This is a genomic window from Sphingomonas sp. 67-41 (assembly GCF_001899725.1).
GTDB lineage: Bacteria > Pseudomonadota > Alphaproteobacteria > Sphingomonadales > Sphingomonadaceae > Sphingomonas > Sphingomonas leidyi.
Map to the genome: position 1 here is coordinate 263,452 of NZ_MKWJ01000004.1, position 11,908 is coordinate 275,359.

General features: G+C 67.9%; 10 protein-coding genes. 4 read left to right on the forward strand and 6 right to left on the reverse strand.

Features of this window, described 5'->3' with window-relative positions; translation table 11 throughout:
• Positions 1-23: 23 nt before the first annotated feature.
• Both BGP17_RS02960 and BGP17_RS02965 read right to left on the reverse strand, forming a co-directional pair.
• Positions 24-1,823, reverse strand: coding sequence for a cation:proton antiporter domain-containing protein (locus BGP17_RS02960; protein ID WP_167299107.1), 1,800 nt, complete (start codon positions 1,821-1,823; stop codon positions 24-26).
• Between the two features lie 147 nt (positions 1,824-1,970).
• Positions 1,971-4,016 carry a TonB-dependent siderophore receptor gene (locus BGP17_RS02965; protein WP_286710956.1) on the reverse strand — a complete coding sequence of 682 codons (2,046 nt, stop codon included), beginning with the start codon at positions 4,014-4,016 and terminating at the stop codon, positions 1,971-1,973.
• Positions 4,017-4,090: 74 nt separating this feature from the next.
• Here BGP17_RS02965 and BGP17_RS02970 point away from each other — a divergent pair, with 74 nt between their 5' ends.
• Positions 4,091-5,287 carry an acetyltransferase domain-containing protein gene (locus BGP17_RS02970; RefSeq protein ID WP_286710957.1) on the forward strand — a complete coding sequence of 399 codons (1,197 nt, stop codon included), beginning with the start codon at positions 4,091-4,093 and terminating at the stop codon, positions 5,285-5,287.
• 63 nt (positions 5,288-5,350) lie between these two features.
• Here BGP17_RS02970 and BGP17_RS02975 read toward each other — a convergent pair whose 3' ends face one another.
• The 3 genes from BGP17_RS02975 to BGP17_RS02985 all read right to left on the reverse strand — a co-directional run bounded on the left by BGP17_RS02975 (position 5,351) and on the right by BGP17_RS02985 (position 8,799).
• Positions 5,351-6,571, reverse strand: coding sequence for an NADP-dependent isocitrate dehydrogenase (locus tag BGP17_RS02975; protein WP_167299105.1), 1,221 nt, complete (start codon positions 6,569-6,571; stop codon positions 5,351-5,353).
• 78 nt (positions 6,572-6,649) lie between these two features.
• The gene (locus BGP17_RS02980; protein WP_167299104.1) at positions 6,650-7,267 is read right to left on the reverse strand and encodes a class I SAM-dependent methyltransferase; all 618 of its coding nucleotides are present in this window, start codon (positions 7,265-7,267) and stop codon (positions 6,650-6,652) included.
• Between the two features lie 122 nt (positions 7,268-7,389).
• Entirely contained in the window at positions 7,390-8,799 is a 1,410-nt protein-coding gene (locus tag BGP17_RS02985; protein ID WP_286710958.1) for a cytochrome P450, read from the reverse strand.
• Positions 8,800-8,879: 80 nt separating this feature from the next.
• Here BGP17_RS02985 and BGP17_RS02990 point away from each other — a divergent pair, with 80 nt between their 5' ends.
• Complete coding sequence (locus BGP17_RS02990; protein WP_086129893.1) at positions 8,880-9,608, forward strand: phosphatidylserine decarboxylase; 729 nt, start codon at positions 8,880-8,882, stop codon at positions 9,606-9,608.
• Between the two features lie 47 nt (positions 9,609-9,655).
• On the forward strand, positions 9,656-10,447 hold the full coding sequence (locus tag BGP17_RS02995; RefSeq protein ID WP_167299436.1) for a CDP-alcohol phosphatidyltransferase family protein: 792 nt from the start codon (positions 9,656-9,658) through the stop codon (positions 10,445-10,447).
• Here BGP17_RS02995 and BGP17_RS03000 read toward each other — a convergent pair.
• Entirely contained in the window at positions 10,383-10,601 is a 219-nt protein-coding gene (locus tag BGP17_RS03000) for a hypothetical protein (RefSeq protein ID WP_286710959.1), read from the reverse strand. The two genes, BGP17_RS02995 and BGP17_RS03000, sit on opposite strands and share 65 nt — an antisense overlap.
• Positions 10,602-10,911: 310 nt before the next feature.
• Here BGP17_RS03000 and rpsB point away from each other — a divergent pair, with 310 nt between their 5' ends.
• The gene (gene rpsB / locus BGP17_RS03005; protein WP_086129890.1) at positions 10,912-11,709 is read left to right on the forward strand and encodes a 30S ribosomal protein S2; all 798 of its coding nucleotides are present in this window, start codon (positions 10,912-10,914) and stop codon (positions 11,707-11,709) included.
• The last annotated feature ends 199 nt before the right edge of the window (positions 11,710-11,908 follow it).

Here is an 11,908-nt window from a genome sequence, read left to right on the forward strand (position 1 = left end):
GCGGGCGGCAAGCGCAATTCGGCTCAGGCCGGCGTGTCCGCTTCCTCGCCGCCGCCCCTGTCGATGCGTACCCGGCGGAAGCGCGGCTCGCGATCCATGCCGGCGACTTCCTTGATCTTCTTGCGCATCTCGTCCCGTTTCTCGTGGATCGAGGCGATCACCGGTCCCACGGCAAGGCCGAGATCGACGAGCACCACTTCGGAAAGCTGGAGCGAGCTCTCCAGCGCCTCGGGCACCGCTTCGCTCGCACCGGCGCGATAGAGCTCGGCGGCGTGGCCGGAATCGCGGGCGCGGGCGATGATCGGCAGGTTGGGCACCCAGCCGCGCACCCGCTTGGCGAGGCGCACGGTGAGCACCGGATCGTCCATGGTGAGCACCAGTGCCTTGGCATGGCCGAGATTGAGCTTGTCGACCAGTTCGGAGCGGGTGACGTCGCCGAACAGCACGTTATAGCCGCCGCGCCGGGCCGCGTTGACATTGTCGATATCGGCATCGACGCCGATATAGGGCAGGTTATGGCGGCGCAGCATGTCCGCCACCGTGCGGCCGACCCGGCCGAAGCCGATGATGACGGTGCCGTTCTGCACCTGCTCGAGCGCGGGATCGGAGGCTTCCTCCATCTTCGAGCGCTCGATGAACTGGGCGACCGCGCTGCCCGCCTTGGCGAGCAGCGGCGTGGCGGTGAGGCCGATCGCGGTGACCGTGGTCCAGAAGGCGGCGGTGCTCGGGCTGATCAGCCCCGCCGCGCCGGCCACGCCGAGCACGATCAGCGTCGTCTCGGAAGGGCTGGCCATCAGCACGCCGGCCTCCGCCGCGGTGCCGGCGCGCGCGCCCGAGAGGCGGAGCAGGCCGGTCGTCACCGCGGCCTTGACCAGCATCACCAGCAGCGACGCGCCGAGCAGTGGCGCCCAGTTGTGGACGATGAAGTCGAGGTCGAGCCGCATGCCCACGGTGATCAGGAACACGCCGAGCGCCAGGCCCTTGAACGGCGCGGTGATCGCTTCGACTTCGCCATGATATTCGGTCTCGGCGATCAGCAGGCCGGCGATCAGCGCGCCGACGATCGGCGAGAGGCCGGCGGCGCTGGTGGCCAGGCTGGCGACGATCACCACGAGCAGGCTGGCGGCGAGGAACAGCTCCGGGCTCTTGGTGCGCGCCGCCTGGGCGAACATGCGCGGCAGCAGCATGCGCCCGCCGACGAACAGGACGGCGACCGTGGCCAGGCCGAAGCCGAGCGTCACGCCGAGCTTGATCCAGCCGGCCTCGCCGCCCGCGGCGGGAGCGAGCGCGCCGAGCAGGAAGATGATCGGGACGAGCGCGAGATCCTCGAACAGCAGCATCGCAAAGGCGGAGCGGCCGACCGCGCTGGTGGTGCCGGCGATGGGCAGCACGATCGCGGTGGAGGACAGTGCCAATGCCAGGCCGAGCCCGATCGCGCCGCCGGTGCTGAGGCCGGTGAGATAGAGGACGGCGGCGAGGATCAGCCCGGCGCCGAGCAGCTCGGTTGCGCCGACGCCGAAGACCAGGGTACGCATCGACCATAGCCGCTTGAACGACAATTCCAGGCCGATCGAGAACAGCAGCAGGATGATCCCGAACTCGGCGAACGGCTCGATCGCATGCGCGTCCGAAATGGTGATGTGATAGAGCCAGGGATTGGTCGGCACCAGGCTGCCCAGGCCGAACGGGCCGACCAGCGCGCCGACCAGGATGAACCCGATCACCGGGCTGATCCGGACGCGGGCGAAGGCCGGGATCACCAGCCCGGCGGCGCCGAGGATCACCAGCGCGTCGCTGAGGCCGTGATTGCCGAGGTTCAGCATGCGGGGGCGGCGCGGTCGGCGAATTCGAAGCGGTGCGGGAACGTCGGAATACAGGATCGAAATTGGATTCTGGCCATGTGCGGAAGCGCAGCATGGGAACCCCCGCATTGCAACCCCGCGTCCCCGATTTTTCCGCCCGATATCGGATCAGAGCTCCAGTCGCATCGAGACGCGCGCTGTTCGGGGCTGGCCCGGAAAGATCCATACCGGACTGTAGGAGCTGTGCGCGTAGCGGGCATCGAACAGGTTATCGATTTCGGCGCGCAGGTTGATCGCGGAGGACAGGGCGTATTCCGCCGCGGCCTTGGCCTTCACATAGGCGGGCAGGACCAGGCCGCTGCCATCGATCCCGCCGGCCCGGTCGCCGACATAGCTGAGCCCGGCACTGAACGACGGGCCGCGTCCGGCGGCGTCGCGGAAGCGGCCGAGCACGAACAGCGTGCCGGCATGCTCGGGCACGTTGAGCACGCGATCGGTTGCGAAGCTGCTGTCGTCGGTCCGCGCCCGGGTCCAGGCATAGTTGGCGACGACCTGCCAGCGCCCCGCGAGCTTGATCGCGGCGTCCATTTCGATTCCCCGGCTCTTCAGGCTGCCGATCGGAGCCAGATAGTTCGAATCGATCGGATCGTTGGTCAGGATGCCCTGCTTGCGGATGTCGAACCAGGTGAGCGCGACATCGATCCCCGTCCAGGCGCCGGTAATTCCCAGCTCATGGCCCTTGCCGCGCTCGGGCGCGAAGCCCCGGCCGAAGCGATCGGTGCCGGAGTTGAGGAGGAAGCTCTCGCCCCAATTGGCGTGCAGTGCGATGGCCTGGTTCACGCGGTAGCGCGCGCCCAGGCGGAAATGGACGGGCTCGCCCGTCGTGCGCCCGGTCGCGCCGGTGCGGTTGTTGCGGATCTGCTGGCGATAGGCATCGAAACGGATGCCGCCGCCAAGGGTCAGGCGGCTGCCGAGTTCCCACATGTCCTGGAGATAGAGCGTGCCGGACCAGCGTCTCTCGCGATTGTCGGTGAACGGCAGCAATTCCGGCTGCACGCCGCCATGGACGGGTGCGAAGACATCGATCGCATAGGGCATGGCCGCGCTCGGATTGCGGCGCATCCAGCGTTCGGCATAGTCGAGCAGATAGCCCTTCGCGCCTAGACTCAGCCGGTGGGCGCCGATCTGCCCGGCGAGTTCGATACGGGCGGAAAGATCGTCGACGACGAAGTCGCGCGAGCGGCGCTGGCGCCACAGCGTGCGTCCGTTCACCAGCCGCGATTGATCGGAGGAGAAGCCCCTGAGCGATCCGGTGCGCCAGGCAAGGCCGCCGTTCAACACCCATTCGCCCCCCAGCTTTGCCAGGGCAGTCACCTGATGGCGGTTGTTGCGGAAACGCGTCACGCCATCCGACGGCTCGCCGTAATAAGCGTGGCGCGGTGCGGCATTGGCGTCGCCTGCGATTGCCGGCACGCCGCGATCGAATGGCGCATCGAACCGAGTGATCTCGCCGATATAGGTGAGCCGCACCCCCTCGATCGGGCGCCAGGTCAGGGACGGCGACACCACGCGGCGCTTCAGCGTGACGAAATCGCGCCAGCCGTCGCTGTCCTCGCCGGCGACCACCATGCGTCCGGCGAGCTTGGTAGAGACCGGCACCGTGGCATCGAGCTCGATCCGGCGGGTGCCGAACGCGCCGAAGGTGAGGGTGGCGCTGGCTGCCGGCGCGAAGCCGGGCGTCTTCGTGACGATATTGACCCGGCCGCCGGGGTCCACGTCTCCGAACAACGCGCCTGCGGGGCCCTTGAGCAACTCGATACGTTCCGCGGTGGCCGGATCGCGGGGCGGGGCCATGCCGCGATTGGCAAGGAAGCCGTCGACATAATATTCGGCGCCGCCATCGGGCGTGCCGAGAAAGCCGCGGATCGCGAAATTGTCGAGCATGCCGCCACGATTGTTCTGGCTGCTGACACCGCTGATCAGTTCGAGCGCATCGCCGAGGCGATAGACGCCGGCGGCAGTGAGCAGGTCGCGTTCCACCGAGCGGCTCGACTGGGACATCTTCTCGGTGACGGGACCTGAAGAGAGCGTGCGGTCGCCGCGCGCGCCGCGCGTGCCGAGCACGATGATTTCCTGCTCCTCGGCACTCTCCTCGTCGGTGGGATCGGCCGAAGCGGGAAGGGCGCAGAGCAACAGCGGCGACAGCAGGGCCATCGCGGGCGATCGATTCAGCAAGGCTTGCCTTTCAGGATATGATGTAACATTTCCCGTCGCGAAAGGAGCCGATATTGTCAACCCTGCCCATCGCCGCCGTGCCGGTGCCCCGTTTCGATGCCGAGGCAATGCCGGGGGCTGCCCGCGCACCGCGCATCGCCTCGATCGATGCCCTGCGCGGCCTGGTGATCCTGTTGATGCTTGTCGATCACACCCGTGAATTCTTCTATCTGCACGCCCAGGTCGGCGACCCAATGGATCTGGCGACGACACCGCCGGCGCTGTTCTTCACGCGGCTGGCGGCGCATCTCTGCGCGCCGGTCTTCGTTGCGCTCACCGGCATTGCGGCCTGGCTCTATGCGAACCCGCGTGGCGGCGCGCCCGCCGCGGCCGCCTTCCTCGCCAAGCGCGGGTTGTTCCTGATCGCGCTCGAATGGACCGCGGTGAATTTCGCCTGGACCTTCGACCCGACGCCGGACAGGATATTCCTGCAGGTGATCTGGGCGATCGGCCTGTCGATGCTCGCACTCGCCGCGCTCGTCCGCCTGCCGCGGCTGGCGATCGCGGGGGTGGGGGCGGCGATCGTGCTGGGGCATAATCTGCTCGATTCGATCGCCTTCGCGCCGGGGACGGCGGCGCATGTGCTATGGGCGGTACTCCATGAGCGCGGCCTGATCGATCTGCCCTGGGGTGCCCAGGCGCGCACGTCCTACCCCGTGCTGCCCTGGATCGGCGTGATCGCGCTTGGCTATGCGGCAGGGCCCTGGTTCGAGCGGGCGGTGGAAGCCGGATGGCGGCAGCGCAGGCTCCTGGTGGCGGGAGCGGCGATGCTGGGCGGCTTCGCGCTGCTGCGCGCGATCAACGGCTATGGCGAGCCGGCGCCATGGCGAGCGACGCCCAGCGCGCTCGATACGATGATGTCATTCGTCAATCTGACCAAATATCCCCCCTCCGCCGATTTCCTGCTGCTGACGCTGGGGCTGGGTGCCTGGATATTGATGGCGATCGAGAAACTGCCGGCGCGCCCGGTCGCGCTGCTTGCGGTATATGGTTCGGCGCCCTTGTTCTTCTATCTGCTCCACCTCTATCTGCTGCACGCGGCCAACCGGATCTGGAGCGCGGCCACAGGCGTGGAGGGGCTGGTCAGCCTGCCGGATGTCGGCAGCCTGTGGCTGATGGCGGCGCTGGTCGCGCTGCCCTGCTGGTTCGCCTGTCGTCGCTTCGCCGCCGTCAAGCGCGCAAGCGGGGCGTGGTGGATGCGCTACCTCTAGAACGAGACGTCCCGGCCAGGCGGGGCCTGACCGGAACGCGATCGTTCAGGAATGGCCGGGGCCTCAGCCCCAGGCGGCCATCTTGGCTTCGAGGTTCTCGCGGATCGCCTCGAAGAACTGCTCGGTGGTCATCCAGGGCTGGTCCGGGCCGATCAGGATGGCGAGGTCCTTGGTCATCTTGCCGCTCTCGACGGTCTCGATGCAGACCTGCTCGAGCGTCTCGGCGAACTTGGTGACGTCCGGCGTGTTGTCGAACTTGCCGCGGAACGACAGGCCCTGGGTCCAGGCGAAGATCGAGGCGATCGGGTTGGTCGAAGTCGCCTTGCCCTGCTGGTGCATGCGATAATGGCGGGTGACGGTGCCGTGCGCCGCCTCGGCCTCGATCGTCTTGCCGTCCGGCGACATCAGCACCGAGGTCATCAGGCCGAGCGAGCCGAAGCCCTGGGCCACCGTGTCCGACTGGACGTCGCCGTCATAATTCTTGCAGGCCCAGACGAACTTGCCCGACCACTTGAGCGCCGAGGCGACCATGTCGTCGATCAGGCGGTGCTCGTAGACGATGCCGGCATCCTTGAACTTCTGCGCGAACTCGGCGTCGAAGGTCTCCTGGAACAGGTCCTTGAAGCGGCCGTCATAGGCCTTGAGGATCGTGTTCTTGGTCGACAGGTACAGCGGCCAGCCGCGGTCGAGCGCATAGTTCATGCTCGCCTTGGCGAAGTCGCGGATCGACTCGTCGAGATTGTACATGCCCATGGCGACGCCGGCAGCGGGGAAGTCGAACACCTCATATTCGAGCTCGTCGCCATTGGTGCCGACCCACTTCATGGTGAGCTTGCCGGCGCCGGGGACGCGGAAATCGGTCGCGCGATACTGGTCGCCAAAGGCGTGGCGGCCGACGACGATCGGGTCGGTCCAGCCCGGGACGAGCCTGGGGACGTTCCTGATCACGATCGGCTCGCGGAACACGACGCCACCCAGGATATTGCGGATCGTGCCGTTCGGCGACTTCCACATCTTCTTGAGGCTGAATTCCTCGACGCGGGCCTCGTCCGGGGTGATCGTGGCGCACTTCACGCCGACGCCGTACTGCTGGATCGCCTTGGCGGAATCGATGGTGACCTGATCGTCGGTCGCGTCGCGATTCTCGATCGAGAGGTCGTAATATTTCAGCTCGACATCGAGATAGGGGAGGATCAGGCGCTCGCGGATCCACTGCCAGATGATCCGCGTCATTTCGTCGCCGTCGATCTCCACGACGGGCGTTGCAACCTTGATCTTCGCCATTGCTCGCTGTTCCTTATGAGGGGTTTGGCGAGCGTCTAGGAGCATGGAGCGGGGGGATCAAGCGCCCCGCTCCCGGTGTCAGTCGTTCCAGGCCCACCAGAGCTGCGCGGGCGGGATGTTGATCCACTCCATCGCATGGTCGATGTGCGACCAGTGCGGGGTGAGGAAGTTCTTCACCCGCGGGTTGTACTGATAGACCAGGAAGGCGCCGCCCTTGCGGATCACTTCGCGGGTGGCCTTGGCGATCGCGTCGCCCACGCCCGGCGGCAGGGTGGAGAAGGGCAGGCCCGAGGCGATATAGTCGGCATGTTCGAAGCCGTGGTCGGCGATGATCTGCTTCACGTCGGCCGCCGAGCCCTGCACCGCGATCAGGCGCGGATCCGTGATGCTCTGCTTCAGGTAGCGGATGAAATCCGGGTTGGTGTCGATCACGATCAGCTTGGCGTCCGGCGCGAGCCGCTCGAGGATCGGCCGGGTGAAGGTGCCGACGCCGGGGCCATATTCGACGAACAGCTTGGTGTTCCCCCAGTCGACCGGGGCCAGCATCTTGTTGATCGTGAAGCGCGACGAGGGTGCGACGGCGCCGACCATCACCGGGCGCTTCAGGAAGCCGCGGAAGAACATGCCCCAGGGCGACGGCGTGCCGGGCGCACGGCGGCTACGGGTACGGGCCTTGGCGGCGGTGGAAGCGGGCATGAGCGACCTTATTACAATTCGGGGACAGTCGCGGCATTTGGGCAATTCGAACGAACATGCAAGCGGCACGGTTGCATTTCGCCGCATCCGGGCGGCTGGGCTGTGGGTAAATTCTGCGGCGCTCAGGCGAATTCGACGCGCATCGGCAGGCCGCCGTCCGGCCGGATACTGGTGCCGGCGATCGGGAAGGGCGCCGACAATGGCGTGAAACGCGCGGCGCGGACGAGCGTGGCGAGCGCGACCACCAGCTCGGTCATCGCAAAGGCGGCGCCCAGGCAGACGCGCGGGCCAGCGCCGAAGGGCATGTAGAGATGCCGGTCGGGCACGGGCACGCCAGGGGCGAAGCGATCGGGATCGAAGGCGTCGGGATCGCGCCAATGGCCGCGGTGGCGGTGGAGCGCATAGACGGGAATCAGGATGCGCGTTCCGGCGCGGATCCGGCGGCCGTTGACCTGGGTATCGCGCGTGCAGACGCGAGTGAGCTGATAGCCGGGGGGATAGAGGCGAAGGGTTTCCTGGATCACCTGGCGCGTGAAGGCGAGGCCCTCGAGATGGCGGGGTTCGACGGGGCCGCCGCCGGTGACCGTCTCGACTTCGGCGCGCAGGCGCCTGGCCGTGGGCGCGTGCGCGGCGGCGAGCCAGAGCGCCCAGCCCAATGTGACGGCGCTGGTCTCGTGGCCGGCGAGGATGAAGCCGAGCAGATTGTCGCGCAGCAGCCCGTCGTCCATCGGGCGACCGGTCTCCGGATCGGTCGCATCGAGCAGCAGGTCGACCAGGTCGCCGCGCGGCGCGGCGGCGCGGCGGCGGGCGATCATCCGATCGACATCGGCGCGGAGCAACGCGGCTTCGGGCGCGGGCTTGTTCACCTTGCCGCGATGGGCCCGGTCCGGGAGAAGGAGATAGCTGAGCCGCCGATATTCGAGCTGGTTGAGAAAGGCGCCGACGCGCGCCTCCGTCTCGGTTCGCTCGAAATCCTCGCCGCCCGAAAGGACGGTATCGAGGATTATGTCGAAGGCGATCCGGCCGGTTTCGGCAGCGATGTCGAGCGGCTGGGCGGCGGAGCGCCAGCGTGCAAGGGCGGCTTCGGCGGCGGCGCGCATGCGCGGGGCGAGCGCGGCCATCTGCGCGGCGCGGAATGCGGGTGCCGCGGCACGGCGCTGCCAGCGCCACTCGGCGCCCTCCGCGGCGACCAGCCCCTCACCCCAGGCGGGGTGCATCACCCGGCGCCACAGATCGCCGTGGCGGAAATCCTCGGCATGTTCGACCATCGCGGCGCGGATCGCGGCGGGATCGGTGAGGAACACGGGCGCGCCGGGAAAGGGCGGGCGCCAGCTCGTCCCTTCGAACAGCGCGCGCGGCCAGGCCGCGATCGGATTGCGCATGGCGGCGGGCAGGATCCGCCAGGGCAGGATGCTCGCGAACGGTTCGGGACGGGGCGGATGGAGCAAGGCGGCGCTGTCGCCCCCGGTTTCGGCAAAGCCCCGAATCGCGCCGCCCGTCAGCATCGCAGTCCCCCGATGACGATGCCGCATTCCCTACGCCCCAAAGCCGTGGCGGGAAAGAGGCGCTCGCCCGCGTTGTGTTGGCCGCGACACGGGGCTAGAGGCTTCCGATGGCATCCATGGACAAGCCCCCGCTGGGGACCTCGACGGTGAAGTGGCGTTTCCCGGACATTCACCCCGAGGGGCGCAAATATGTGGCTATCGCTGCCGCGATTGCCCTGGCGAGCCTGTTCATCTTCGACTTCATCACCTGGCCGCTGGTGTTCCTGGCCTTCGGCGTCGCGGCGTTCTTCCGCGATCCCATCCGCGTGACGCCGCAGGGAGAGGGGATGCTGGTGGCGCCCGCCGATGGACTGGTGACGATGATCCAGCCGGTGGAGCTGCCCCCCGAACTGCGCGGCCCCCAGGCGCTGGGCGACGCGCCGATGGTGCGCGTCTCGATCTTCATGAGCGTGTTCGACGTCCATGTGAACCGCACGCCGATCACCGGCACGATCCGGCACGTGATCTATATCTCGGGCCGTTTCCTCAACGCCGATCTGGACAAGGCGAGCGAGGAGAATGAGCGCCAGCACTTCATCGTCGAGGACAAGCACGGCCTGCGCATCGGCTTCACCCAGATCGCCGGCCTGGTCGCGCGGCGGATCGTGAGCTTCACCAAGCCGGGGGACATGGTGGTCGCCGGCCAGCGCGTCGGCCTGATCCGCTTCGGCAGCCGTGTCGACGTGTTCCTGCCCGCCGACTATGTCGCGCAGGTCACGCTTGGCCAGCGGACGATCGCGGGCGAGACGATCATCGCCAGGAAGGGAGCCGCCGCCGTCAGCGGCATCTCGCAGTGAGCGACCGGCGCGAAGCGCGCGTGCTGCGGCCGCGCCGAATGCGGCGCATGCGGCGGATGCGCCCGGTGCGCGGGATACCGCTGCGCGCCATCGCGCCCAACGCCATCACCGCGCTCGCATTGTGCTCGGGCCTGACCGCGATACGGTTCGCGATCGACGGGAAATGGGAATTGGCGGTCCTGATGGTGCTCATCGCCGGGCTGCTCGACGGCGTGGACGGCAAGATCGCCCGGATGGTGCGCGGCGAAAGCCGGTTCGGCGCCGAACTGGACAGCCTGTCGGATGCGATCTCGTTCGGCGTGGCGCCGGCGCTGATCCTGTACCTGTGGTCGCTGCAGGCACTCGGCCGGTTCGGCTGGATGATCGCGCTGATCCATGCGCTGTTCTGCGCGCTCCGCCTCGCCCGGTTCAACGCCCAGATCGATGCCGAGGACCAGCCGCACAAGTCCGCCGGCTTCCTCACCGGCGTGCCCGCGCCCGCCGCCGCCGTCCTCGCGTTGCTGCCGCTCTATCTGTGGCTGTTCACCGACGAGCCGCACCTGCGCTCGCCGATCGTGGTCGCGCCGTGGAGCGCGTTCGTCGCGGTGCTGATGATCTCGAGCGTCGCTACCTTCGCGCCGCACGTCCGGCTGAAGCAGCGCATCCGCTTCGAGGCGATCGCCGTGCTGGTGGTGCTGGTCGCGGCGCTGGTGGCCGCGCCCTGGCCGACGCTGGCTGCGATCGCGATCCTGTACCTCGTGTCGATCCCGTTCAGCGTGCGCAGCTATCGCCGGATCAGGCAGCTGCGCGCAGCGGGAACGCCGCGGGGCGGCGCGCCGGAGCCGGGTAGCGAAGGGTAACGCGGGCCTGCGCCGGCTCGGGCAGCGGCCGGGCGATATTCCGGCCCGTCAGTTCACGGATACGCGGAAGCGCGGCGGCGATCGACGAGAAGATCGTCCAGCCTGCGACGGCGAAGGCAGCGGCGAACAGCAGAACGGTAAGCAGTGCAGTCATCACTTGGCTCCCAAAACGCGCCCTACCTGGCGAGAACCTTGCGATTCCAACCCCTTGGCGCCCGCTGACGTTCCCTGTCCGCGTTGTGAACCCTTTATGTTCCGCTAACGTTCCGTTGTCAAGCGGTTGTTCCCCGCATGTTCCGCGCGGGCCGGAATCGCACCAGGCGCGCCGCCCATCTCGACGCTTGCGCCGCTCCTCGCTTTCGAGTAGGGGCGCCGCTCTCAACCCGCATGGGAAGCATCATAAGCCGGTGTCGCGTTTCGCGATCACTCGCTTCCCAGAGGCACAACCGGAAGGAGTTATCCCTATGGCGGCACCTGTCGTCACCCTGCAGCAGCTGCTCGAATCGGGCGCGCACTTCGGTCACCAGACCCATCGCTGGAACCCGAAGATGAAGCCCTACATCTTCGGCGAGCGCAACGGCGTCCACATCATCGACCTCTCGCAGACCGTGCCGCTCTTCGCGCGCGCGCTCGAGTTCGTGAACTCCACCGTCGCCGCCGGCGGCAAGGTCCTCTTCGTCGGCACCAAGCGCCAGGCGCAGGAGCCGATCGCCGAGGCCGCGCGCCGCGCGAACCAGCACTTCGTCAACCATCGCTGGCTGGGCGGCATGCTCACCAACTGGAAGACCATCTCGCAGTCGATCAAGCGCCTCAAGACGCTCGAGGAGCAGCTTTCGGGCGACACGCACGGCCTGACCAAGAAGGAAGTGCTGCAGCTCACCCGCGAGCGCGACAAGCTTGAGCTCTCGCTCGGCGGCATCCGCGACATGGGCGGCCTGCCCGACGTGATGTTCGTGATCGACGCGAACAAGGAAGAGCTGGCGATCAAGGAAGCCAACACGCTCGGCATCCCGGTCGTGGCGATCCTCGATTCGAACGTCTCGCCCGACGGCATCGCGTTCCCGGTTCCGGCGAACGACGACGCCTCGCGCGCCATCCGCCTGTACTGCGAGGCGATCGCCATCGCGGCGACCCGCGGCAACCAGGACCGCCAGGCGAGCTTCGGCGTCGACCTGGGCGCCCAGGAAGAAGCGCCGGTCGAGCCGGCCCTGACCGAGGCTTCGGAGCAGGCCGTCGAAGGCGAGCGCCAGATCGACGCCTGACTTGCAAGTGCTTGTCTCCGAACTGACATAGGCGCGCACTAGGCGCCCGGTCAGTTCGGAACGACGCCTTATCCCCCGTTCGTCCCCGGAGCCGGTCCGGGGTTGTCGAAGCCCCGCCCTTCTTTCCGGAGCGGCAAGCGAGACGGCCCTTCGACCCGCTCGGGATGAACGGGGGTTTGACATACCGGCGGGGCAAGCG

What these genes read in the sequence shown, in the direction of transcription:
- BGP17_RS02990 (WP_086129893.1), top strand. Translation starts at nt 8,880, where the DNA reads ATGGCATCCATGGACAAGCCCCCGCTGGGGACCTCGACGGTGAAGTGG.
- BGP17_RS02985 (WP_286710958.1), bottom strand. Translation starts at nt 8,799, where the DNA reads ATGCGGCATCGTCATCGGGGGACTGCGATGCTGACGGGCGGCGCGATT.
- BGP17_RS03000 (WP_286710959.1), bottom strand. Translation starts at nt 10,601, where the DNA reads ATGACTGCACTGCTTACCGTTCTGCTGTTCGCCGCTGCCTTCGCCGTC.
- BGP17_RS02980 (WP_167299104.1), bottom strand. Translation starts at nt 7,267, where the DNA reads ATGCCCGCTTCCACCGCCGCCAAGGCCCGTACCCGTAGCCGCCGTGCG.
- BGP17_RS02975 (WP_167299105.1), bottom strand. Translation starts at nt 6,571, where the DNA reads ATGGCGAAGATCAAGGTTGCAACGCCCGTCGTGGAGATCGACGGCGAC.
- rpsB (WP_086129890.1), top strand. Translation starts at nt 10,912, where the DNA reads ATGGCGGCACCTGTCGTCACCCTGCAGCAGCTGCTCGAATCGGGCGCG.
- BGP17_RS02960 (WP_167299107.1), bottom strand. Translation starts at nt 1,823, where the DNA reads ATGCTGAACCTCGGCAATCACGGCCTCAGCGACGCGCTGGTGATCCTC.
- BGP17_RS02995 (WP_167299436.1), top strand. Translation starts at nt 9,656, where the DNA reads ATGCGGCGGATGCGCCCGGTGCGCGGGATACCGCTGCGCGCCATCGCG.
- BGP17_RS02965 (WP_286710956.1), bottom strand. Translation starts at nt 4,016, where the DNA reads ATGGCCCTGCTGTCGCCGCTGTTGCTCTGCGCCCTTCCCGCTTCGGCC.